General features: G+C 66.8%; 22 protein-coding genes. 11 read left to right on the forward strand and 11 right to left on the reverse strand.

Annotation, left to right across the window (positions count from 1 at the left end; genetic code table 11):
* Positions 1-262 precede the first annotated feature (262 nt).
* Entirely contained in the window at positions 263-1,123 is an 861-nt protein-coding gene (locus ACZYZ9_RS23250; RefSeq protein WP_463828624.1) for a MaoC family dehydratase, read from the reverse strand.
* A 1-nt stretch (position 1,124) separates the two neighbouring features.
* Positions 1,125-2,819 carry a 3-oxosteroid 1-dehydrogenase gene (kstD, locus tag ACZYZ9_RS23255; RefSeq protein ID WP_463828625.1) on the reverse strand — a complete coding sequence of 565 codons (1,695 nt, stop codon included), beginning with the start codon at positions 2,817-2,819 and terminating at the stop codon, positions 1,125-1,127.
* Between the two features lie 72 nt (positions 2,820-2,891).
* Between kstD and ACZYZ9_RS23260 the strand changes: the two genes are divergently transcribed.
* The 7 genes from ACZYZ9_RS23260 to ACZYZ9_RS23290 all read left to right on the forward strand — a co-directional run bounded on the left by ACZYZ9_RS23260 (position 2,892) and on the right by ACZYZ9_RS23290 (position 9,235).
* Positions 2,892-3,677, forward strand: coding sequence for a 2-keto-4-pentenoate hydratase (locus tag ACZYZ9_RS23260; protein WP_463828626.1), 786 nt, complete (start codon positions 2,892-2,894; stop codon positions 3,675-3,677).
* Positions 3,678-3,724: 47 nt separating this feature from the next.
* Positions 3,725-4,639 carry an acetaldehyde dehydrogenase (acetylating) gene (locus tag ACZYZ9_RS23265; protein WP_463828627.1) on the forward strand — a complete coding sequence of 305 codons (915 nt, stop codon included), beginning with the start codon at positions 3,725-3,727 and terminating at the stop codon, positions 4,637-4,639.
* The gene (gene dmpG / locus ACZYZ9_RS23270) at positions 4,636-5,685 is read left to right on the forward strand and encodes a 4-hydroxy-2-oxovalerate aldolase (protein WP_463828628.1); all 1,050 of its coding nucleotides are present in this window, start codon (positions 4,636-4,638) and stop codon (positions 5,683-5,685) included. Before ACZYZ9_RS23265 ends, dmpG begins: the two co-directional genes overlap by 4 nt.
* Positions 5,686-5,798: 113 nt before the next feature.
* Positions 5,799-6,080: a hemophore-related protein gene (locus tag ACZYZ9_RS23275; RefSeq protein WP_463828629.1), complete on the forward strand. Its 282-nt coding sequence runs from the start codon at positions 5,799-5,801 to the stop codon at positions 6,078-6,080.
* A 91-nt stretch (positions 6,081-6,171) separates the two neighbouring features.
* The gene (locus tag ACZYZ9_RS23280) at positions 6,172-7,311 is read left to right on the forward strand and encodes a hypothetical protein (RefSeq protein ID WP_463828630.1); all 1,140 of its coding nucleotides are present in this window, start codon (positions 6,172-6,174) and stop codon (positions 7,309-7,311) included.
* Positions 7,308-8,090 carry an SDR family oxidoreductase gene (locus ACZYZ9_RS23285; RefSeq protein WP_463828631.1) on the forward strand — a complete coding sequence of 261 codons (783 nt, stop codon included), beginning with the start codon at positions 7,308-7,310 and terminating at the stop codon, positions 8,088-8,090. Before ACZYZ9_RS23280 ends, ACZYZ9_RS23285 begins: the two co-directional genes overlap by 4 nt.
* Positions 8,090-9,235, forward strand: coding sequence for a sulfotransferase family protein (locus ACZYZ9_RS23290; RefSeq protein WP_463828632.1), 1,146 nt, complete (start codon positions 8,090-8,092; stop codon positions 9,233-9,235). The genes ACZYZ9_RS23285 and ACZYZ9_RS23290 overlap by 1 nt, the downstream gene beginning before the upstream one ends.
* Before the next feature lie 174 nt (positions 9,236-9,409).
* On the opposite strand, the gene ACZYZ9_RS23295 is transcribed toward ACZYZ9_RS23290, so the two are convergent.
* The gene (locus tag ACZYZ9_RS23295; RefSeq protein ID WP_463828633.1) at positions 9,410-9,859 is read right to left on the reverse strand and encodes a hypothetical protein; all 450 of its coding nucleotides are present in this window, start codon (positions 9,857-9,859) and stop codon (positions 9,410-9,412) included.
* Between the two features lie 4 nt (positions 9,860-9,863).
* The gene (locus ACZYZ9_RS23300; RefSeq protein WP_463828634.1) at positions 9,864-11,033 is read right to left on the reverse strand and encodes a Rieske 2Fe-2S domain-containing protein; all 1,170 of its coding nucleotides are present in this window, start codon (positions 11,031-11,033) and stop codon (positions 9,864-9,866) included.
* Positions 11,034-11,161: 128 nt separating this feature from the next.
* Here ACZYZ9_RS23300 and ACZYZ9_RS23305 point away from each other — a divergent pair, with 128 nt between their 5' ends.
* Positions 11,162-11,689, forward strand: a complete 528-nt coding sequence (locus ACZYZ9_RS23305; RefSeq protein WP_463828635.1) for a gamma carbonic anhydrase family protein — start codon at positions 11,162-11,164, stop codon at positions 11,687-11,689.
* Here ACZYZ9_RS23305 and ACZYZ9_RS23310 read toward each other — a convergent pair.
* The 6 genes from ACZYZ9_RS23310 to ACZYZ9_RS23335 all read right to left on the reverse strand — a co-directional run bounded on the left by ACZYZ9_RS23310 (position 11,638) and on the right by ACZYZ9_RS23335 (position 19,858).
* Positions 11,638-15,033 carry a PE family protein gene (locus tag ACZYZ9_RS23310; RefSeq protein WP_463828636.1) on the reverse strand — a complete coding sequence of 1,132 codons (3,396 nt, stop codon included), beginning with the start codon at positions 15,031-15,033 and terminating at the stop codon, positions 11,638-11,640. The genes ACZYZ9_RS23305 and ACZYZ9_RS23310 overlap by 52 nt on opposite strands.
* A 273-nt stretch (positions 15,034-15,306) precedes the next feature.
* Positions 15,307-15,717 carry a nuclear transport factor 2 family protein gene (locus tag ACZYZ9_RS23315; protein WP_463828637.1) on the reverse strand — a complete coding sequence of 137 codons (411 nt, stop codon included), beginning with the start codon at positions 15,715-15,717 and terminating at the stop codon, positions 15,307-15,309.
* On the reverse strand, positions 15,714-16,595 hold the full coding sequence (locus ACZYZ9_RS23320; protein ID WP_463828638.1) for a TIGR03619 family F420-dependent LLM class oxidoreductase: 882 nt from the start codon (positions 16,593-16,595) through the stop codon (positions 15,714-15,716). Before ACZYZ9_RS23320 ends, ACZYZ9_RS23315 begins: the two co-directional genes overlap by 4 nt.
* The gene (locus ACZYZ9_RS23325; protein ID WP_463828639.1) at positions 16,592-17,785 is read right to left on the reverse strand and encodes a thiolase domain-containing protein; all 1,194 of its coding nucleotides are present in this window, start codon (positions 17,783-17,785) and stop codon (positions 16,592-16,594) included. The genes ACZYZ9_RS23320 and ACZYZ9_RS23325 overlap by 4 nt, the downstream gene beginning before the upstream one ends.
* Positions 17,785-18,846, reverse strand: coding sequence for a thiolase domain-containing protein (locus ACZYZ9_RS23330; protein WP_463828640.1), 1,062 nt, complete (start codon positions 18,844-18,846; stop codon positions 17,785-17,787). Before ACZYZ9_RS23330 ends, ACZYZ9_RS23325 begins: the two co-directional genes overlap by 1 nt.
* 16 nt (positions 18,847-18,862) lie before the next feature.
* The gene (locus ACZYZ9_RS23335) at positions 18,863-19,858 is read right to left on the reverse strand and encodes a Zn-ribbon domain-containing OB-fold protein (RefSeq protein ID WP_463828641.1); all 996 of its coding nucleotides are present in this window, start codon (positions 19,856-19,858) and stop codon (positions 18,863-18,865) included.
* 69 nt (positions 19,859-19,927) lie between these two features.
* Here ACZYZ9_RS23335 and ACZYZ9_RS23340 point away from each other — a divergent pair, with 69 nt between their 5' ends.
* The gene (locus tag ACZYZ9_RS23340; RefSeq protein ID WP_463828642.1) at positions 19,928-20,959 is read left to right on the forward strand and encodes an LLM class F420-dependent oxidoreductase; all 1,032 of its coding nucleotides are present in this window, start codon (positions 19,928-19,930) and stop codon (positions 20,957-20,959) included.
* 57 nt (positions 20,960-21,016) lie between these two features.
* On the opposite strand, the gene ACZYZ9_RS23345 is transcribed toward ACZYZ9_RS23340, so the two are convergent.
* Positions 21,017-21,727, reverse strand: coding sequence for an acetoacetate decarboxylase family protein (locus ACZYZ9_RS23345; RefSeq protein ID WP_463828643.1), 711 nt, complete (start codon positions 21,725-21,727; stop codon positions 21,017-21,019).
* Positions 21,728-21,772: 45 nt separating this feature from the next.
* Between ACZYZ9_RS23345 and ACZYZ9_RS23350 the strand changes: the two genes are divergently transcribed.
* Together ACZYZ9_RS23350 and ACZYZ9_RS23355 are read left to right on the forward strand one after the other, a co-directional pair.
* Entirely contained in the window at positions 21,773-23,002 is a 1,230-nt protein-coding gene (locus ACZYZ9_RS23350; protein ID WP_463828644.1) for a cytochrome P450, read from the forward strand.
* 148 nt (positions 23,003-23,150) lie between these two features.
* Positions 23,151-23,575: serine/threonine-protein kinase (locus ACZYZ9_RS23355; RefSeq protein ID WP_463828645.1), on the forward strand; the 425-nt coding region annotated here is incomplete at its 3' end.

The raw sequence follows: 23,575 nt of genomic DNA on the forward strand, positions 1-23,575 counted from the left end.
CTAGCGTGACGTTCGGCGGGGGTGAGAGGCGTGACGCTCGGCGGGGGTGAGAGGCGTGGCGTTCGGCGGGGGTGAGCAAATCTGTTGTGGGCAAACGGCTGCGGAGGCCACGCTGGCGTGACGCTCGGCGTCGACAGCCACGCTGGCGTGACGTTCGGCGGGAGTGAGAGGCGTGACGTTCGGCGGGGGTGGGAGGCGTGGCGTCCGGCGGGGGTGGGAGGCGTGACGCTCGGCGGGGGTGGGAGGCGCAGAATAGCAGGCGCTACGCAGGGATCAGTTCCACCCCGGACAGCACGACAGCGTTGTCGCGTGCCGGTGCGACGACCCCGGCCAGGAAGCGGCCGTCCTCTTTCCAAATGTTGACCTGCAGCGTCTCCCCGGGGAAGGCCACACCGGCGAAGCGGGCACCGTAGGCCCCGACCGCCGAAGCGTCCCCGTCCAGCAGTGCGTCGGTGATCGCCTTGCAAGTCATGCCGTAGGTGCACAGACCGTGCAGGATCGGCCTGGGAAATCCTGCGGCAGAAGCGAATTCAGGATCCGAGTGCAGCGGGTTGCGATCGCCGCACAGCCGGTACAGCAGTGCCTGCTGCGGCAGCAGCGGCATCGCCAGCTCGAGATCGGGTGCGCGGTCCGGTGCGGTATCCGACCCCGACGGCCCCCGTTCGCCGCCGAACCCGCCCTCGCCGCGAGCGAAGATCGACCGTCGCTGCGTCCACAGCAACTCGCCGGAAGGCGCGGTCACCGTCGTCTCACTCCAAATCACCGCGGCCTTACCTTTGTCCCAGATGTCGGTGAACCGGGTGACAGCCGTGGCCGATCCTGACGGCGGTAGCGGGGCAGGCACCTCGACCCGCTCGGAAGCGTGCAGCACTTTCGCCAACTCGATGTCGATGCCGGGGAACTGCACGGTGGGCGGCTCCGTCATATGAAACGACGCGGCCACATTGCCGAACGTCGGCAACACCTGCGGTGTGTCGTCGATCAGGTAGCGCAGTTCGCGTGGGTCCATCGGATCACTGCCGGCGCCCAGCCCGAGGTGGTAGAGCTGTATATCGCTACTGGTCCAAGAGAACTCGATCGGCTCCAGCTCGGCGGCCAGCGCGACGTCAACATCGATGGGCATGTCAGTTGTTCCCCGCTATGTGCAACGCCGCCAGGTATCCGAATGTCATGGCCGGACCGATCGTGCCGCCCGGACCCGGATAGGTGTGACCCATCACCGGTGCGCTGACGTTGCCTGCGGCGTAGAGGCCGTCGATGACGCTGCCGTCGTCGCGCAGAGCCCGACCGTGCACGTCGGTGCGGATACCGCCCTTGGTGCCCAGGTCGCCCGGGACCATCTTGGCGGCGTAATACGGTGCGTGGCTGATCTCTCCGAGGTTCGGGTTCGGCTTGTTGGTCGGGTCGCCGTAGTACCTGTCGTAAGCGCTCTCGCCGCGGTGGAAGTCCTCGTCGACGCCGGAGCGGGCGAAGCCGTTGAAGCGGGCCACTGTCTTGTTGAATTCATCGACCGGCAGGCCGGCTTTGGTGGCCAGTTCTTCCAGAGTGTCCGCCTGGATGATCACTCCCGACTCCATCCACTTTCGCGGAATGCGTTGTCCCGCCTGCAGTCCGGCGAAGATATAACGGTCCCGGTACTGCTGGTCGAACACCAGCCAAGCCGGAATATTCTCACCCGGCCCGGGGCCCTGGCCGTACTCGCCGCCGTACATGTGATGGCAGGCTTCGACGTAGGGCATCGACTCGTTCATGAATCGCTTACCGGACATGTTGACGATGATCGAGCCCGGCGAATTGCGCTCGGAAAGCGCGAACCACGGTGCGCCGACCAGCGGAACCGTCGGGCCCCACCACGCATCCTCCATGACATCCAGTGCGGCACCGAGCTTTTCGCCGGCGATGATGCCGTCCCCGGTGTTGGCTTTGGCGCCGACCGTCCACTCGGTGGTGATGGGCGCCCGCTGGTACTTCACTCGCATCTGTTCGTTGTGCTCGAAACCACCCGAGGCCAGGATCACGCCGCGCCGGGCGCGGATCAGCCGGGGTTCGGCGGACTCGGGCGCCGCGGTGTCGCGCACATATATTCCGCGGACCACACCGTCCTCGACGTAGAGGTCGGTCAGCGCGGTGTTGAGTACCACCGGAACACCCGCTTGTTGCAAACCGATGCGCAGAGGCGCTATCAACGCGCGACCCATGCCGACCAGGTTCTTACCGGTCGCCTTGGCCCACATGGTGCGGGCGCCCACCTTCAAACTCCGGGCCACGCCCCGCGGGTGTCGCTTGAGCATGTTCAGTCGCACGTAATCCTGCTGCATCACAACCACATTGAGCGGGACCTTGCCGTAGGCGGGCTCCAGTCCGGCCTCGTCGGGTCCGAGCTTGCGGGCGTCGAACGGCTTCGGTTCGATAGACCGGCCTCCCGCGCGGCCGCCCGGTGCCTCGGGGTAGTAGTCGGAGTAGCGCGGCACCCAGCACATTTTCAGCGGTGTGTGCTTGAGGACGAACGAAAGCATCTCCGGTCCGCGCTGCAGATAGGTGTCGATGCGTTCGGGTTCGACCCCGCTCACCGACTTGTCGCCGACGATGCCGTGCAGGTAGGTGCGGGCGGCTTCGGGTGTGTCCTTGACTCCGTCGCGCTTGAGCACTTCGTTGTTGGGGATCCACACGCCACCGCCGGAGCGGGCGGTGGAGCCACCGAAGTGCGCAGCCTTCTCGACGACTACTGTCGAGAGGCCGCGGTGGGCGGCGGTCAGGGCAGCTACCATGCCGGCGGCGCCGCTGCCGACCACGACGACGTCGTACTCCTGTGCGGTCATGTAGAACACGTTATAGAATTGCCCGGGTCGGGCGCTACTGGCCCGGTCACAAGCGCGAAGGGAATTCGGTAAATGCTCGATGTGGCCACCCGCGACGAGCTCGCTGCCGACCTGGCGGAGGCGGAACGAAGCCGCCGCGGCATCGCCCCGTTGACCGCCGCATACCCCGATATCGACGTCGTCGACGCCTACGAGATCCAGCTGATCAACATCCGCCAACGGGTGGCCGAAGGCGCCCGCGTGGTGGGGCACAAGGTCGGCCTTTCCTCGAAGGTGATGCAGCAGATGATGGGCGTCGACGAACCCGATTACGGTCATCTGCTCGACGAGATGGAAGTGTTCGAGTCGACGCCGGTGCAGACGAGTCGTTATCTGCTGCCGCGGGTGGAAGTCGAGGTCGGGTTCATCTTGGGCGAGGACCTGCCGGGCGCAGGCTGCACCGAGGACGACGTGCTGGCTGCCACCGAAGCCGTCGCCCCGGCGATCGAGTTGATCGACACCAGGATCAGGGACTGGAAGATCGCGCTGTGCGACACCATCGCCGACAACGCCTCCTCAGCCGGCTTCGTGCTGGGCGAAGCGCGGGTGGGGCCGAACGACATCGACATCACCGGGATCGACGCGAAGCTGACCCGCAACGGGGAGTTGATCGCGCAGGGGCGCAGCGACGCCGTGCTGGGCAATCCCGCCACAGCAGTGGCCTGGTTGGCCCGCAAGGTGGAAAGTTTCGGGGTGCGGTTGAGAAAGGGTGACATCGTGTTGCCGGGATCGTGCACCGTAGCGGTTGACGTGCGAGGTGGCGACGAATTCGTCGCCGACTTCGCGGGTCTGGGTGCGGTCCGTCTTACATTTCAGTAGCGAGCGATCGCAGCCGCCGGATCGCGACAAGTTAGTAGAGGAGCAACATGCCTGGTAAGGCGAGTGTCGCCATCGTCGGGTCGGGGAACATCAGCACCGACCTGCTCTACAAGCTGCTGCGATCGGACTGGCTGGAGCCGCGCTGGATGGTCGGCATCGACCCGGACAGCGAAGGCTTGGCCCGGGCCCGCAAGCTGGGTCTGGAGACCAGCCACAAAGGTGCGGACTGGCTGCTGGAGCAGTCCGAGAAACCCGACCTGGTGTTCGAGGCGACCAGCGCCTACGTGCACCGCGACGCCGCTCCCAAGTACGAGGCCGCCGGTATCCGTGCCATCGACCTGACTCCGGCCGCGGTGGGTCCTGCGGTGATCCCGCCCGCGAACCTGCGCGCGCACCTGGACGCCCCCAACGTCAACATGATCACCTGTGGCGGACAGGCCACGATCCCGATCGTGTACGCGGTGTCCAGAGTGGTCGATGTTCCGTACGCCGAGATCGTGGCGTCGGTGGCGTCGGTTTCCGCAGGCCCCGGAACGCGGGCCAACATCGACGAGTTCACCAAGACCACGTCGCGCGGGGTGCAGACCATCGGTGGCGCCGCTCGCGGCAAGGCCATCATCATCCTGAACCCGGCCGATCCGCCGATGATCATGCGCGACACCATCTTCTGCGCCATCCCCGAGGACGCCGACCGTGATGCGATCGCCAAGTCCATCCACGACGTAGTAGCCGAAGTGCAGACTTACGTGCCCGGCTACCGCCTGCTCAACGAGCCGCAATTCGATGAGCCCTCGGTGGTCAACGGCGGCAATCACCTGGTCACCACCTTCGTGGAGGTGGAAGGCGCCGGGGACTACCTGCCGCCCTACGCCGGCAACCTCGACATCATGACCGCGGCAGCGACGAAAGTCGGCGAGGAGATCGCCAAGGAGACGCTGGCCGTGCAAGGAGGCGCACGATGACGACCGACATCTTCTTCAACCCGGTCTGGGACGTCCGGATGACCGACACGTCGCTGCGGGACGGGTCGCACCACAAGCGTCACCAGTTCACCAAGGACGAGGTGCAGGCGATCGTGACGGCGATCGACGCCGCCGGGGTGCCGGTGATCGAAGTGACGCACGGCGACGGCCTGGGCGGCTCGTCGTTCAACTACGGCTTCTCCAAGACACCCGAGCAGGAGCTGATCAAGCTCGCCGCCGAAACCGCCCGGGATGCCAAGATCGCCTTCCTGATGCTGCCCGGGGTGGGCACCAAGGAGGACATCAAGGAAGCCCAGGACAACGGCGGGTCCATCTGCCGGATCGCCACCCACTGCACAGAGGCCGACGTTTCGATTCAGCACTTCGGGCTGGCGCGCGAACTGGGTCTGGAAACGGTGGGATTCCTGATGATGGCGCACACCGTCCCGCCGGAGAAGCTGGCCGCGCAGGCCCGAATCATGGCTGACGCCGGCTGTCAGTGTGTTTACGTCGTCGACTCCGCCGGCGCGCTGGTGCTCGACGGTGTCGCCGACCGGGTGGCCGCCCTCGTCGCCGAGCTCGGCGACGACGCCCAGGTGGGTTTCCACGGCCACGAGAACCTCGGGCTCGGAGTGGCCAACTCGGTGGAAGCCGTACGCGCCGGTGCCAAGCAGATCGACGGCAGCGTGCGCCGGTTCGGCGCCGGCGCGGGCAACGCCCCGGTCGAGGCGCTGATCGGCGTCTTCGACAAGATCGGTGTGAAGACCGGCATCGACTTCTTCGACATCGCCGACGCCGCCGAGGACGTGGTGCGTCCCGCCATGCCGGCCGAGTGCCTGTTGGACCGCAACGCGCTGATCATGGGGTATTCCGGCGTCTACTCCAGCTTCCTCAAGCACGCCGTACGGCAAGGGGAGCGGTACGGCGTCCCGGCGCACGAACTGCTGCACCGGGCCGGACAGCGCAAACTGATCGGCGGTCAGGAGGACCAGTTGATCGACATCGCGCTGGAGATCAAGCGCGAGCAGGAAGCGGCACGCAGCTAGAGCCCGCTCCAAGGTCGGCGCGGGCGCGCTGAGCAGCTCGAATTCCTCAGCTTGTGCCTAACTTGCGTGGGTACTCTCGACTGCACCGTTTCGCCTCGTGAAGGAGACTTCCGATGATCGTGACTTCGAGGATTTCCCGCCTGCTCGTTGGCGGCCTGCTGGGTGCTTGCGCCTCGGCACTGATCGCGATGCCGGTGGCTAACGCAGATCCCTGCAACACCACCGTGGGACAGACCGCGGGGGAGCAGGTGAACGGCTACTTGGACCGCCACCCCGACGTCAGAGCCCAACTACAGGCCCGGGCCGGGTCGGGCACGGACCTCAACGACTACCTCAACCGGCACCCCGATGTGCGGCAGGCGCTGATCACGCTGGCCAATCAGTGCACCTCGTGAGGTGAGCAGGATTCGTCGGCCCTCCGCGCCTGCGACGCGCGGAAATGTTAGCGGTTGACTCAAAACAGGAACACGTTCTAGCGTCAGAGCCGTGTCCGCACCCCTTGTCTCCGACCAACTGACCGAGGCGATCGCCGAAGCCGAGAGGTTGGTCGCCGCCGCCCCGTTCATCGAGACCGAAGCCGACCTCCTCGAGGGGCTGCAATACCTGGCCGGATGTGTGTCCGGTTGTCTGCATCTGGCCTTCGACTACGAGCGTGACCACCCGTTCCTGCAGTCGGGCACCGGGCCGTTCACCAAGATGGCCCTGGACAATCCCGACACCCTGTACTTCGGCACCCGCGTGCATGCCGATCGCGACTACGTGGTCCGGGGTGTGCGCGGTACCACTACCGATCTGAGCTTCCAGTTGCTCGGCGGCGAGTACACCGACGACAACGTGCCTGCCAGCCAGGCCGCGTTCGACGACCGGGAACTCGACATCGCGCCGGACGGCACCTTCGAGTGGCGGGTGCGCCCGACCAGTCCCGGCCAGCTGGTGATGCGCGAAGTGTATGGCGACTGGTCGGCGCGACGCGGCACGCTGACCATCGAGCGGCTCGACACCGCCGGCACCGCACCGCCCCCGCTCACCCGTCAAACGATCGAAAAGCGTTACGCCACAGCCGGAAAACAGCTGGTGAATCGCGTCAAGACGTGGCTGCAGTTCCCGCAGTGGTTCTATCTCGACATACCGGTCAACACCATGGTGCCGCCCCGGCTGACCCCCGGCGGACTGGCGACGCAGTACTCGTCGGTGGGCCACTTCGACTTACGGCCCGATCAGGCGCTGGTGATCACAGTGCCGGTCAGTGACGCGCCGTACCTGGGCTTCCAGCTGGGCAGCCTGTGGTACATCTCGCTGGACTACATCAATCACCAGACTTCATTGAACAACACTCAGGCTCAAGCCGATCCGGACGGCAAGGTGCGCATAGTGGTCAGTGACCACAACCCCGGGGTCACCAATTGGGTTGAGACGCTGGGACATCGGCGCGGATTCCTGCAGTTCCGCTGGCAGCGGGTGTCCAGGCAGCTCACCGACGCCGACGGTCCCGCCGTCGAACTGGTGGACGTCGACAACGTGCCGGCCGCGCTGCCGTACTTCGACCACAACAAGATTTCCGAGGAAAACTGGCGGGCGCGAATCGCGCTGCGGCAGCAACAAATAGCGGCAAGGATGCTCGGATGACCGATCTGCTCGACGGCAAGGTAGTGGTGATCAGCGGGGTCGGCCCCGGTCTGGGAACCACGCTGGCGCGCCGATGTGCCCTCGACGGGGCCGACCTGGTGCTGGCGGCCCGCAGTGCCGACCGGTTGGACGATGTCGCCAAGCAGGTCGTCGACATCGGCCGCAAAGCGGTTGCGGTACGCACCGACATCACCGACGACGAACAGGTGAGCAACCTCGTTGACGCCTCGCTGGAGGCATTCGGCAAGGTCGACGTGCTGGTCAACAACGCGTTCCGGGTGCCGTCGATGAAACCGCTGGCCGGCACCACGTTTCAGCACATCCGGGATGCGATCGAACTCAGTGCGCTGGGTGCGTTGCGGCTCATTCAGGGCTTCACTCCGGCGCTCGCGGAGTCGCATGGCTCCGTGGTCAACGTCAACTCCATGGTGATCCGGCACTCGCAGGCCAAATACGGGGCGTACAAGATGGCCAAGTCGGCCCTGCTGTCGATGTCGCAGTCCCTGGCGACAGAACTCGGCGAGCAGGGTATCCGCGTCAATTCCGTTGCACCTGGCTATATCTGGGGCGACACCCTACAGGGTTATTTCAATCACCAGGCGGGCAAGTACGGCACCACCGCCGAGCAGATCTATCAGGCCACCGCGGCCAACTCCGACCTCAAACGGTTGCCCACCGAGGACGAGGTGGCGTCGGCGATCCTGTTCATGGCCAGCGATCTGTCCAGTGGCATCACCGGACAGACCCTGGACGTCAACTGCGGGGAGTATCACACGTAATGGCCGAGCGAACTGACATTGCGACGGTCGACGAATTGCACGCGTCGGCAACCAAACTCACCGGATTGGATGATTTCGGCTCTGACGACGACAACTACCGCGAAGCGCTGACGGTGTTGCTCGACTCGTATCGGACCGAAGCCGGCCTGACGGTGTTGGGCAGCAAGATGAACAGGTTCTTCCTGCGCGGCGCGCTGGTGGCCAGGCTGCTGTCCGAATCGGCGTGGAAACAGCATCCGGGATACGCGGACGTCGTGATCGAGCGGCCGATTTTCGTGACCGGACTGGTGCGCACCGGGACGACGGCGCTGCACCGGCTGCTGGGCGCCGATCCGGCGCACCAGGGTCTGCACATGTGGCTGGCGGAGTTTCCGCAGCCCCGCCCGCCGCGCGACACCTGGGACTCGAATCCGTTGTACCGCAGGCTTGATGACCAGTTCAACCAGCACCATGCGGAGAACCCCGGTTACACCGGCCTGCACTTCATGGCCGCCTACGAGCTCGAGGAGTGCTGGCAGTTGCTGCGGCAGTCGCTGCACTCGGTGTCCTATGAGACCCTTGCCCACCTGCCGACTTACGCGAAGTGGCTGTCCGAACAGGATTGGACGCCGTCGTACCAGCGGCACAAGCGCAACCTTCAATTGATCGGCATGAACGACACGGACAAGCGTTGGGTGCTGAAGAATCCGAGTCATCTGTTTGCGCTGGACGCGCTGATGGCGACTTATCCTGACGCGCTGGTGATCCAGACGCACCGACCGGTCGAGACGATCATGGCGTCGATGTGCTCGCTGGCCCAGCACACCGCCGAGGGATGGTCCACCACGTATACCGGGGCCCAGATCGGGGCCGACTCGATGGAGACCTGGTCGCGCGGGCTGGAACGGTTCAATGCTGCGCGCGCCAAATATGATTCGGCGCAGTTCTACGACGTCGACTATCAGGAATTGATCGCCGACCCACTGGGCACGGTGGCCGACATCTACCGGCACTTCGGTATCGCCCTGACAGACGAGGCCCGGCAGGCGATGGAAGCCAGTCACGCCGCGAGCCAGCAAGGTGATCGGGCGCCGAAACACCGGTATTCGCTGGCCGATTACGGGCTGACCGCCGAAGCGGTGAAGGAGCGGTTCGCCGGCCTGTGAGCGTGCCCGGCTGCGAGCGACTTGCCCACCAGTAGCGACAATGCACTGCGCGGCCAAAGTCGCTGATAGGTGGGAAAGTCGCGGTGAGGCGGGCAGTCGCGTGAGCATTCCGGCCGTGGGGCTGGCGTGACGGATGTGACCGCGTGGCTAACCCGCGCGACTGAGTCGCGCGTCTCAGTCGGCCGCTTCGTGCTCGAGAATGCCCTCGGCCACCGCGTGCTCGATGCTGTCGGATAGCCGCGGGCAGGCCCTGGTGCGTGCGGTGTCGCCGCCCCCGGCGCGCACCTCGGCAAAGTGCGCACAGCGCTGAGCTGCCTCGGTATTCCATTGCACCGCAGTGTGTCCCGGCCCGAGCCGCCGCACCGTCACCGTGACGTGGCAGAACCGGCAGTCCACCGGCCGTAACCCTGCGCTGAGGTAGCGGTCCCGGTCGACGCGGCTGGCTTCGGCCACCGAGGCGGCGCGCTCCGGGTCATTGGTGAAATCCCTTGACTTGGACCACGTTCCGGAACCGCTACGGCCATTGTGCGACGGTGCGTCGTCATGATCATGGTGATCGCCGTGCAGGGCCAGCATCGACCGGGCCAGCCGGTCGACGTCGGGTACGTCCTGGTCGTCGGCCACGACTTCAGTGTTGCTGCGCAGGTACGTCGTCGGCGGCCGGCTCGGCGTCGCGTGCCTTCAGGTTGTCCGCAACCTCGGCGTTCCAGAACTCGTTGGCGCGGGTGGTGTCGACCTCGATCTCGAAGCGCTCCACCATTTCCGGCTGGATGTCGGCCACGTCGACGTAGAACTGCTGATACCAGCGGCGCAGCTGATAGACGGCGCCGTCTTCCTCGACCAGCAAGGGGTTGTCGATGCGCGTCTTGTGCTTCCAGATCTCCACGTCCTGCAGGAAGCCCTTGCTCACGCCGTCGGTGAAGACCCGGGACAGCTTGTCGGTCATCTTCTCGTCCATGCCCTTGGGCTTCTCGACGATCACGCCCCACTGCAGCACGAACGAGTTCTGAGTGACCGGGTAGTGGCAGTTGATGAGGATCGACTCGGCCTTGTAACCGCCGTAACTGTTGTGCAGCCAGTTGATCATGAACGACGGGCCGAAATACGAAGCCTCCGAATCCAGATGCGCCTCACCGTAAGTGGTGCCCAGATCGTCGACGTCAGGCCGGCCGACGTTGTGCAGGTACTGCGAAGCGATGTGACCTTCGAAGACGTTCTTGAAGTACGTCGGCAACCCGAAGTGGATGTAGAAGAAGTGCGCCATGTCAGTGACGTTGTCGATGATGTCGCGGCAGTTCGACCCTTCAATGAGGATGCTGTTCCACCGCCACTCGGTCCACTCGTCGCTGGCCGCCTCGGCCAACTCCGGAATCCGGACCGCAGGGTCCGGCGGGTTGCCTTCGTGGTCGTGCCACACGAACAGCAGACCGCTGCGGACATCAGTGGTCCACGCCCGGGTGCGCGCCGTCTTGGGGGTGCGTTTGGCGTACGGCACCAGCTTGCAGCGGCCGTCGCCACCCCAGCGCCAGTCGTGGAACGGGCAGGCGACCTCGTCGCCCTTGATAGTGCCCTCGGACAGGTCGCCACCCATGTGCCGGCAGTAGCCATCGAGCACCTTGATGTCACCGTGAGAGTCGGCGAACACCACTAGTTTGGTGCCGAACGCCTGCACCGAGTGCGGTTTGCCGTCCTGAAAGTCTTTCGCGACGCCCAGGCAGTGCCAGCCGCGGGCATACCTGGTCGGCAAGGCGCCGGGGTCGATTTCCCGGACACCGACGTGGCTTGTGTCGGTACTCACCCTGTTACCTCCGCGGTTGTATCGCAAAAAAGGGGCTGCTAACTAGAACACGTTACAGTTTTGGGGCGGAGGTGCGCAACGACGGTGAGGCTAACCACGGTATATGCGCATTACGGTATATGTAATTGATGCCGTTGTTCTCTTTCGAAGGTCGCTCGCCGCGCGTCGATCCGACCGCATTTGTGGCACCTACCGCGACGCTGATCGGCGACGTCACCGTGCAGGCCGGCGCGTCCGTTTGGTACAACGCTGTGCTGCGCGGCGACTATGCCCCGGTGGTGATCCGGGAGGGCGCCAACGTGCAGGACGGGTCGGTGCTGCACGCCCCGCCCGGAATCCCCGTCGACATCGGTCCGGGGGCGACGGTCGCGCATCTGTGCGTGATCCACGGCGCCCACATCGGGTCCGAGGCGCTGATCGCCAACCACGCCACGGTGCTGGACGGCGCGGTGATCGGCGCGCGGTGCATGGTGGCGGCGGGTGCGCTGGTGGTCGGGGGCACGCAGATTCCGGCCGGGATGATGGTGGTGGGTGCGCCCGCCAAGGTGAAGGGGCCGATCGAGGGGACCGGCGCGGAGCTATGGGTGAACGTGAATCCGCAGGCCTACCGGGACCTCGCGCAGCGGCACATCGCGGGGATTGAGCCGGTTTTGTGATTCGGGTTCGGCAACGAGGCCAACGACGAACACACCTGTAAGTGCGTGGGCGCTGCTACGACGTCGGTCATCGGCATCTGACGGGGTGGATCTACGGGGTTCCGTGGGTGCCGGGTGTGCCGGGGGGGTGTTCCGCGGCCCGCCGATCCGCCGCTGCCGCCGATGGCGTTGCCGAAAACAGAATCGGTGGTCGCATTCCCGCCGTCACCCCCATCGCCACCTGCGCCGCCGTTCCCTGCACCGCCGTTTCCTCCACCGCCGGCGGTCGCCGTGGCGGTGGACGCTGAATTGATGATGGTCGCGTCGCCGCCGTCGCCGCCGTTGCCGCCGCGCCCGGCGCTGCCCTCACCGCCCACCCCGCCGCCACCGGCAGTGGCCTGCCCGGACCCGGCGGTCGCGGCGTTGCCACCGTTGCCGCCGTTACCGCCGGTGGCCCCGCTGGTGCCCGCGGCGCCGTTACCGCCGATGGCGTTGCCCGACCCGGAGGTCTGGGCGTTGCCGCCGCTGCCGCCGTTGCCGCCGCCGGTGGTACCGGTGCCACCCGCCGCACCGCTGGCGCCCACCACGTCCTGCGCCGACCCGGAGTAGACGGTTTCGGAACCGCCGTTGCCGCCGTTGCCGCCGCGCCCGGCGCTGCCGTGACCGCCCGCACCGCCGGCTCCGGCAGTGACCTGCCCGGACCCATCGGTCGTGGCGTTGCCGCCGTTGCCGCCATTGCCGCCGGTGGCCCCGTTAGTGCCCGCGGCGCCGTTGCCGCCGGTGGCGCTGCCCGACCCGAAGGTCGAGGCATCGCCGCCGTTGCCGCCGTTGCCGCCGCCGGTGGTGCCCTTGCCGCCCGCCGCACCGTCGGCGCCCACCACGTTCTGCGCCGACCTGGGGTCGGCGAGTAATACGCTGCCGCCGTTGCCGCCGTCGCCGCCGCGCCCGGCGCTGCCCTCACCGCCCACCCCGCCCGCACCGGCAGCGACCTGCCCGGACACCGAGATCGACGAGCCGCCGTTGCCGCCGTTACCGCCGGTGGCCCCGGCGGTGCCCGCGGCACCGTTACCGCCGGTGGCGCGGCCCGACCCGTTGGTCGCGGCATCGCCGCCGCTGCCGCCGTTCCCGCCACCGGTGGTGCCGGTACCACCCGCCGCACCGTCGGCACCCGTGACGTTCTGCTTCGAATCGGTGGCCAACGCGTATTCGGAGCCGCCGTTTCCGCCGTTGCCGCCGCGCCCGGCGCTGCCGTGCCCGCCCACGCCCCCGGTACCGGCATTGACCTGCCCGGAACCGGAGGTCTGGGCGGTGCCGCCGTTGCCGCCGTTGCCTCCGGTGGCCCCGTCGGTGCCCGCGGCGCCGTTACCGCCGGTGGCGCTGCCCGACCCGTCGGTCGCGGCGTTGCCGCCGTTGCCGCCGTTGCCGCCGCCGGTGGTGCCCTTGCCGCCCGCCGCACCGTCGGCGCCCACCACGTTCTGCGCCGAACCGGTGTTGGAGACGGTTTCGGAGCCGCCATTGCCGCCGTTGCCGCCGCGCCCGGCGTTGCCGTCACCGCCCACCCCGCCGGCACCGGCAAAGACCTGCCCGGACCCGGTGGTCCTGGCGTTCCCCCCGTCGCCGCCGTTGCCGCCGGTGGCCCCTGCGGTGCCCGCGGCGCCGGCACCGCCGGTGGCGCTGCCCGGCCCGTTGGTCTGGGCGTTGCCGCCGTTGCCGCCGTTGCCGCCGCCGGTGGTGCCGGTGCCGCCCGCCGCACCGTTGGCGCCCACCGCGTGCTGCTTCGATTCGGAGTAGACGTATTCGGAGCCGCCGTTTCCGCCGTTGCCGCCGCGCCCGGCGCTGCCGTGACCGCCCACCCCGCCGGCACCGGCAGTGACCTGCCCGGACCCGGAGGTTTCAGCGTTGCCGCCGTTGCCGCCGTTGCCGCCGGTGGCCCCGTCGGTGCCCGCGGCGCCGTTACCGCCGGTGGCGCTGCCCGACCCGTCGGTCCGGGCGTCGCCGCCGTTGCCGCCGTTACCACCGTTCCCGCCGGTGCCTGCGGCGCCGCCCGAGCCGCCGTTACCTCCCACGACGTTGCTCGAACCGGAGGTGAACACAGAGCCACCGTCGCCGCCTCGGCCTCCGGTACCACCGGTACCTGAGGGGCCGGTGGTACCTCCGGTGCCTCCGGTGCCGACGGCGCCGCCGGCGCCGGCGTTGCCGCCGCGACCGCCGGTGCCGCCGTCGCCGCCGGTCAATGCGCCAGCGGAGCCGTCGGCCGCGCGCCCGCCGGCGGCGCCATTGCCGCCGAGCCCGCCGCTGCCGTTGATACCGCCGGCACCGCTGTTCCCGCCCGCGCCGCCAGCCCCGCCCGACCCCCCGGCAAAGCCCGAACCGCCGTTGCCCTTGGTCGGTATGTCGGTGTTGTTCGCGCCGATAGCTCCATTGCCGCCGTCACCACCGTGCCCACCGTTACCCGATGCGCCCGCCACGCCGCCAGCCCCAGCGGCGCCACCGGCACCGGCCGCACCGCCGGCACCACCGGCTCCGCCATCACCGCCCGCGGCGCCGCTAGCCGAGGCACCGTCTCCGCCGTTGCCGCCCAGACCTCCGTGACCGCCCAGACCGCCGCTACCGCCCTGGCCGAACAGCAGTCCGCGTGCTCCGCCGGCACCCCCTTGGCCGCCGACCCCGCCGACCCCGCCCGTAGCACCGGCCGCACCGCTACCCGCGACGGCCGACGCGCCCGCCCCGCCTTCGCCGCCTCCGCCACCGATCCCGCCGGCTCCGCCCTGACCGAAGAACAATCCACCGGCGCCACCCGCGCCACCATTGGCGCCGGCCATCCCCGGTGCACCGGCCACACCGGCCTGTCCGGCACCGCCGGCCCCGCCGGCCCCGCCCGTGCCGACCAAACCCGCCGAGCCACCTGCTCCGCCGCTTTGACCAGCCGCGCCAGCGGCCCCATTGCCGCCGTTGCCCCACAACAGCCCGCCGTCGCCGCCCCGGCCGCCCGGGACGGTCGCGTCGGCGCCATTGCCGATCAGCGCGCGTCCCAGCAATGTCTGTGTCGGCGCATTGACTACCTCGAGCAGCAGCGCATCAATGCCGCTGGTTTCGGCTGTGGCATACGCCTTGCCGGCGCTCGCGAGGTTCTGCAGGAACTGATCGTGGAACGCCGTCGCCTGCGCACTGAAGGCCTGATATTCCTCGCCGTGCGCCGCGAACAGGGCCGCGATGGCCGCCGACACCTCATCACCGGCGGCAGCCACCAGCCGCGTCGTCGCGACCGACGCCGTCCGGTTTGCCGTCTGAACGGCCGTCCCGATCCCGGCCAAATTATCAGCCGCAGTCGCCACCAGGTCAGGTGTTGCAATGACAAACGACATCTGGCTCCCTCAAACTCTGTGGTCGCGAGATTTACACGCGGCCCTGATCGTGGCTCTGCGCATCCCGTCCGACGGAACCCAGAGTTAGCTCATCGCACGCTTGTTGCCGGCGACACCTGACCCGTGCGAATGGAAGCCCAACGGACTTTAGCCCCTTGCTGACAGAAAGGGAGGGAAACTGACACGATGCGTAGCTGGTTCATATTCGACTTCACCACAGCGAAAGTGAAGTCGGCGACGCAGAATCGCCGTGTTGTGTCGTGTGATTCACACTCAGCTGGAGACTGGGCGAGCGGACGCGGTCGCCTGGTCCAACTCCCAGTAGGCGCGCAGCGCCAGCAGCTGCCCCTGATCGTCGGCCCGGTAGGTGAACACGCCCTGGGCGGTGACCTGGTAACCGCCCGCAGTGATCAGGATGTGCCCGACGTTCGCTTCCTCATTTCCGCATTGATAGCTGTCTTGGAAGAAGAACTCGATCTTGTCGGTGGGCGCGATGGCCAGATCCCAGAACCGCGAGATCGCCTCCTTGCCGCGATGCCCCTTGCCCTCAGGGTCGAAATGCGATGGCCCGATAGGGTCTTCGACAATCGCGTCGTCGGCGAATACCGCCAGCCAGGCCTCCTTGTCGCGCGCGCCGACCGCCTCGCGGGAGCGCCGGCCGGCCTCGTGCGCCGGATGAGTCACGCGTCCTGCCAACCCGAGTGGATGTAGGTGTCGGCGAACCGCTTCATCGAATCCTGCTTCTTGTCCAGCGGCGCATCGAAGCTCAGGCCGTCGAAAACCCAGGGAATGGTGATGTAGTCGGTCACCCCGATGTCGGCGAGCTCGCGGTGGCCGTCCACGCCGAACTTGTCCATGCACACGGCCTGGTACTCGAAAGGGTCTTCCGCACGGCCGTTTTCGGCGAGCAGCGCCTTGAGCTTGCCGATGGTTTCGTCCAGTTGCGCGTGCGTCATCATCGCGCTGGTCCAGCCGTCGCCGACGCGCACCGCCCGCTTGAGTGCCACGTCGGTGTGCCCGCCGACGTAGAAGGGCACCGGCTCACTGGGCGCCGGACTCATCTGCAGACGGTCGAAATCGTAGAACTCGCCGTGGAATTCGACCATGCCACCGGCGAGTACCAGCTTGATCACGTCGATCATCTCGTCGACCCGCTTGCCGCGACGCGCGTACGGTACCCCACACCATTCGAATTCTTCGGGCGCCCAGCCGATTCCGACACCGAATCCGAACCGGTTGTTGGTCAGGTTGGCCACCGAGCCGACCTGGCGGGCCAGCAGCAACGGGTTGCGTGACCCCAACTTCATCACGTTGGTGTAGAACCGCAGTTTCGAGGTGACCGCGCCCATGGTGCCCGCCAGGATCAGCGGGTCGACCCAGGGGGAGTTCTCGTCGAACATCCGCTTGCCGTCGGCGGTGTAGGGATAGTCGACGGACTGCTTCTCGAAGTAGAAGATCGAATCCGGCAGCGCGATCGAGTCGAAGCCGACTTCCTCTGCGGTTTTGGCGAGTTCGGTCAGCTGGTCGATCGGGCTGAACGCGATGCTGAGGGTGTATTTCATGCGCCGGCCTGTTTCGGCTTGTCGCATCCGACCACCCACATCGAGTAGTACTGCGAACCCCCGCCGTAGGCGTGGCCCAACGCCTTACGCGCATTCGACACCTGATGGTCCCCACCCTTGCCCATCACCTGTATCGCGGACTCCGCGAAGCGGATCAGGCCCGACGCGCCGATCGGGTTGGACGACAACACCCCGCCCGACGGGTTGACCGGCAACCGTCCACCGATCGCGGTCTCGCCGGCTTCGGTCAGCTTCCAGCCCTCACCCTCGGGGGCAAAGCCCAGACTCTCCAACCACATCGGCTCGAACCAGGAGAACGGAACGTAGATCTCGGCGGCGTCGATCTCGTCGATGGGACTGGTGATGCCGGCCGCCTTCCACAGCGCGGCCGCGGCGTCCCGGCTCGCCTGCGGACTGACCTGGTCGCGTCCGGAGAACTGCAGCGGCTCGGTGCGCAGCGCGGTGGCGTGAATCCAGGCCACCGGGTTCCCCTCTGCCAGCCGGGCATCGGCGATCTCCTCGTTACCGATCACCACAGCGCAGGCGCCGTCGGACGACGGGCAGGTCTCGTCGAAACGGATCGGGTCCCACAGCATGGGGGACTGCATCACCTTCTCCACGGTGATGTCGGGTTGGTGCAGGTGCGCCAACGGATTCTTGGCGCCGTTGAGTCGGTCCTTCACGGCGACGATGGCACCGATGTTGAGCGGGGCACCGGAGCGGCGGATGTAGGACCGCACGTGCGGGGCGAAATAGCCACCGGCGCCGGCACCCACCGGCTTGATGAACGGGATCGGAATCGACAACGCCCACATGGCATTCGACTCCGACTGCTTCTCCCAGGCCATCGCCAGCACCCGGCGATACTTGCCCGATTGCACCAGGCTGGCCGCGACGATGCCGGTGGATCCGCCTACCGAACCTGCAGTGTGCACGCGGATCAACGGCTTGCCGGTGGCTCCTACGGCGTCGGCCATGAACAGTTCGGGCATCATGACGCCCTCGAAGAAGTCCGGCGCCTTACCGACGACGACAGCGTCGATGTCGTCGAAAGTGGACCCGGAGTCCGCCAACGCCCGGTCGATGGCTTCGCGCACCAGCCCGTTCATCGAAACGTCTTTGCGCTTCGCCACGTATTTGGTCTGTCCGGTGCCGAGCACCGCGGCGAGGTTCGCTCCTGCGCCAGCCATCAGTTCTTCCCTTCCATGACCGCGACCAGGTTCTGTTGCAGCGCAGGGCCGCTGGTGGCGTGTGCCAGCACCCGTCCCGCCGAGCCGTCCCAGATGTGTTGTGCGGCAAAACCGATGCGTTCCAGGCCGGCGACGAACATCGGGTTGGCGGCCAGTGCACCGCCGGACGGGTTGACCTTCGTCGACTCCCTCAGGCCGATCGCCTCGGCGAGGATCAGGTGCTGGTGGGTGAACGGCGCGCAGATCTCGGCAACGTCGATGCCGGTGTCACCACCGGTGGCCGCCTTCGCCGAAGCCGCGGTGGACGACGAGATGGTCAGGTCGCGCAGACCCAACGCGGGGGTATCGATGCGGTGTTCGATTCCCGTTATCCAGGCCGGCTTTTCGCGTAGTTCGCGCGCCCGGTCGTCGGCCGCGAGCACGATCGCTGCCGCACCGTCGGTGATCGGCGCGATGTCGTGGCGTCGCAACGGATCGTTGAAGAACGGCCGGGCCAGCAGTTCGTCGATGCTGTCGGCCGGCTGCTCGGAGTCGGTCCGTTCCGACCGCGCGAACGAGTCGAGGGCGACCTGCGCCATCTGCGCGTGCGTCCACTTGCCGGAGTCCAGTCCGATGCGCGCCTGCAGTCCGGCCATCGACACCGAGTCCGCCCACAACGGCGCCACGGTGTAGGGGTCGGTCTGGCGCGACAGGATCTGGCGCAGGATGCCGGCCGACGACTTGCCGAACCCGTATACCAGCGCGGTGTCGACCTCGCCGGTGAGGATCTTGATGTAAGCCTCGTACAGCGCCCAGGCGGCGTCCATCTCCACGTGGGATTCGTTGATCGGCGGCACCGCGCCGATCGAGTCGATCGCGGAGATGAACGAAAATGCCCGTCCGGCAAGGTAATCCGACGACCCCGAACACCAGAATCCGATATCGGACTTGGTGATGCCGAGGTCGCCGTAGAGCTGGGCGAAGCACGGCATCAGCATTTCGACGCCGTTGGTGGTGCCGTCGGTACGGCGTACATGCGGCGCGTGAGCGAAGCCGACCACCGCGACATTGCGAGTGCTCATGGTGTGAGTAAGCCCTTTACAGGTGGTGTTTGTAGGTGTCGTAGTCGGCGTCCGGTTCGCCGGTCGGCCGGAAGAACTCGATGTTGTCGATGCCGAAGCCCCACTCTTCGCGAGGACGCCACACCGCCTCCACCCGCATGCCCATCCGGACTTCGTGCGCGTCGACGTCGGCGACCAGGTGCAGGAACGGGATGTCGGCGCCGTCGAGCAGCACGTAGGCCGCCACGTAGGGCGGTTTGATGCGCTGACCCTGGAACGGGATGTTGATGATCGCGAACGTCGTCACCGTGCCCTTGTCCGGCAGTTCGACGAAATCGGTGGTGGGCAGGCCGGTGGCCGGGTCGGCGCCATGCGGGGGGAAGTAGACCTTTCCGTTTTCGCCGGTCTTGGCGCCCAGCAGCTTGCCCTCGGCGATGGCCCGCAGGTAGGCGCTTTCCTCGTGCGACGCGGTGTGCTGGATGGTCAGCGAGACGGGCGTGACGATCATGGTGACCGGATCCTGTTCGGACGGCTCGCCTTCGGGCTCGGTGTCTTCGCCGGGCACGAAGTAGGCGATGTCGGTGATGGCACCCACGGTCTGCTCGGCCCAGTGCACGCGCACCCGGTCACCGGTCTTGATGGACGAAGGACCCGCGGCTCCGACATCAATCGCGTGCAGCAGCGGGGTGTCCGCGCCGTCGAGCTTGATCAGCGCCCAGGCGAACGGTCGGTCCAGCGGCTCCCCGCCGAGCGGCTCGGGTTGCCACGTCCAGGACACCACGGTGCCGACGCTGGCCACGGGTACCATCTCGCGCAGCGGTTCGTAGGTGACGGGGTCGTATTCCGCCGGCGGCACATGAACCCGGCCGTCGGAGCCACGGACCCCCAACACCCGGCGGTCCCGCAGCGCGGTGAAGAACTCACCGAGCGTGGGACCCACCGAACGGGTGTAGTCGAAAGACAACGTCAACGGTGCGGAGAGAGGCGGCTCAGGGTGGTCGATCAGGGTCGGGCCGCTCGAACTGGCTGTCACGCCTTCGAGTAGAACAGGTTCTAAGAATGGTTTCAACTAGCCCTTTACCAAGGCCGTAGGAGGCAAGCTGTGAAGCTCGGACTGCAACTCGGTTACTGGGGCGCTCAGCCGCCGGAGAACCACGCAGAGCTCGTCGCCGTGGCCGAAGAAGCCGGGTTCGATGCGGTGTTCACCGCCGAGGCATGGGGTTCGGACGCCTACACGCCGCTGGCGTGGTGGGGGTCCTCGACGCAACGGGTGCGGCTGGGCACCTCGGTGGTCCAGCTTTCCGCGCGCACCCCGACGGCCTGTGCGATGGCCGCGCTGACGCTGGACCACCTGTCCGGCGGCCGGCACATTCTGGGCCTGGGCGTGTCCGGACCCCAAGTCGTCGAAGGGTGGTACGGGCAGCGCTTCCCCAAGCCGCTGGCCCGCACCCGCGAATACATCGACATCGTGCGCCAGGTGTGGGCCCGCAAGGAGGCGGTCACCAGCGCCGGTCCGCACTATCCGCTACCGCTGTCCGGTTCCGGCACAACAGGTTTGGGTAAGCCGCTCAAACCGATCACCCACCCGCTGCGCGCCGACATCCCGATCATGCTGGGGGCCGAGGGGCCCAAGAACGTGGCGCTGGCCGCCGAGATCTGCGACGGCTGGCTGCCCATCTTCTACTCGCCGCGCATGGCCGACATGTACAACGAGTGGCTCGACGAGGGGTTCGCGCGGCCGGGCGCCCGACGCTCCCGGGCGGACTTCGAGATCTGTGCGACCGCGCAGATCGTCGTCACCGAAGACCGGGCTGCGGCGTTCGAGGGCATCAAGCCGTTCCTGGCCCTCTACATGGGCGGCATGGGTGCCGAGGACACCAACTTCCACGCCGACGTCTATCGCCGGATGGGATACGCCGAGGTGGTCGAGGAGGTCACCAGGTTGTTCCGGTCCGACCGCAAGGACGAAGCCGGCAAGGCCATCCCGGACGAGCTCGTCGACGACGCGATGATCGTCGGCGATCTGGACTACGTGCGTAAGCAGATCGGCGCCTGGGAGGCGGCGGGCGTCACCATGATGGTGGTGGGTGCCCGCAGCGTTGAGCAGGTACGGGACCTCGCCGCGTTGATCTGAGCGGCGGCCTTGCGGTACCGCTAGAACGCGTTCTAGATTGACTCGATGGGGATGGGCTCAGACGGCGTGCGCGTCGCCGAACGACATCTCCACGTTGGTCACCGACTGCGTCATCAACGCCCGCTTGGGCAGGCCCAGCGATGCCAACTCCTTGGCGTAGGGGTGCTCGCCCAGCCTGATCCGGGCGCCGCCGAGGCGGGTGCGCACCCCCGAGGTCTGCATTGTCGACGAGGTCTCCCGGGTGACGCCGTCCAGGTGGGAGTACGTCGTGAGGTGCTGCGCTTTCATGGCCGGATGCCGGAGGCCGGGGCTGAACTCGATCCCGGCGATCAGCTGACCGTCGGCGCTGACGTCGAAGTCGAACTTGCGTCCCTCGCGAACGGTGAAGTCCGCCATGATCTTTGGATATCCCCAGATGGTGCGCCCGGCCTCGAGGGTGAACTCCTGGTCGACCGGCAGGCGATGGATGAAAGTAGCGGCATCGGCCATTGCCCGCAAGCCCTTGGCGTGCGTTCCCGGCCGGTTGACCAGGAAGGCGGTGCCGTACTCGTGGTACTTGCCGAGATCGCCGTCGAGGTAGCGGACCAGCAGCTGCACCAGAATCGCCCGGCCCGGCAGGTATTCGAAGACCTGCAGGCCGCTGTAGTCGATCAGACGCTGCGCGGCGCCGGCGGGGACCGAGAACATCGCGGAATGCTGATCGGCCTTGCGGATCACCACCGGCATGGTGAGCACGGTTCCGGCGATGGTGTGTTGCGAGACAGTCATGGGGCTTACTGTAATGGGCTCGACGTAGCGAACTGGAGGCTGTAGATGACTGACGTTGTGGGTGAAACCATTCCCGAGACGATCCTGAACATCGATCTGGCGGACGGCAATTTCTATGCCGACGGCGTCGCGGCGCGGGCAGCTTACCGCTGGATGCGGGCCAATCAGCCGGTGTTTCGGGATCGCAACGGATTAGCCGGAGCCACCACCTACCAAGCAATCCTGGACGCCGAACGCAACCCGGAACTGTTCTCCAGCACCGGCGGCATCCGTCCCGATCAGCCCGGCATGCCCTACATGATCGACATGGACGACCCGGCCCACCTGATCCGCCGGAAATTGGTCAACGCCGGGTTCACCCGCAAGCGGGTGAAGGACAAAGAAGCATCGATCGGCGAGCTGTGCGACACCCTGATCGACGCGGTGTGCGAGCGTGGCGAGTGCGACTTCGTCCGGGACATCGCCGCGCCGCTGCCGATGGCGGTGATCGGCGACATGCTGGGCGTACTGCCCGAGGACCGCGGGATGTTGCTGAAATGGTCGGATGACCTGGTCTGCGGGCTCAGCTCGCACATCGACCCGACGTCGGCGGAATTCCAGACGGTGATGGAAGCCTTCGCCGCGTACACCGCTTTCACGATGGATCTGATCGGTAAGCGCCGTGCGGAACCGACCGACGACCTGTACTCCATCCTGATCAACGCCGAGGTCGAAGGTCAGCGGATGTCGGACGACGAGATCGTGATGGAGACACTGCTGATCCTGATCGGCGGCGACGAGACCACCCGGCACACGCTGAGCGGGGGGACCGAGCAACTGGTACGGCATCGCGATCAGTGGGAGGCGCTGGTCGCCGACCCGTCGTTGCTGCCGGGGGCGATCGAGGAGATGCTGCGCTGGACGTCGCCGGTGAAGAACATGTGCAGGACGCTGACCAGTGACACGGAATTTCACGGCACCTCGATGCGGGCGGGCGAGAAGATCATGCTGCTCTTCGAGTCGGCGAACTTTGACGAGTCGCAGTTCGACCAGCCGGAGAACTTCGACATCCGACGAAACCCGAACAGCCACTTGGCATTCGGATTCGGCACCCATTTCTGCATGGGTAATCAGCTGGCCCGCCTGGAGCTGTCGCTGATGACGTCGCGGGTGCTCGAGCGGCTACCCGATCTGCGGCTTGCCGATGAATCGGCGTTGCCGCTGCGTCCGGCGAACTTCGTGTCCGGGCTGGAGTCGATGCCGGTGGTATTCACCCCGAGCCCGCGAGTCTGCTGAAGAGCGTTCGCGCAGCCGGTCCCGGCGGGCTGCGGCGCGATTTGCCCGACCTGATCCGACGATGCCAGAAAATTTGAGGTTCATGGGTACGTTGTCCGGCTAATCCCTATCGTTATGGCTGCAGGGCAGCGCGAAGGGGGAGGTTGGCGTGGATGGGACGCCGTTTGGTCGTTACCGGTTGATCGAGTTGCTGGGTCGCGGTGGGATGGGCGAGGTGTGGCGGGCTTTTGATACCGGCACTGAGCGGGTGGTGGCGTTGAAGGTGTTGCCGGCGCAGTTGGCTGATGATGAGACCTATCAGCAGCGGTTTCGTCGGGAGGCGCGGTCGGCGGCGGGGTTGGATGAGCCGCATGTGGTGCCGATTTATGACTTTGGGGAGATCGAGGGGCGGTTGTTTGTCACGATGCGCCTGATTGTGGGTCGTGATCTGCAGAGCATGTTGCGGGAGGGTCCGTTGGATCCGGCGCGGGCGGTGCACATCATCGATCAGGTGGCGTCGGCGTTGAATGCGGCGCATCGGATCGATTTGGTGCATCGCGATGTCAAGCCGTCCAACATTTTGGTGGCTGAGGA

This window comes from Mycobacterium sp. IDUB_28 (assembly GCF_055419285.1).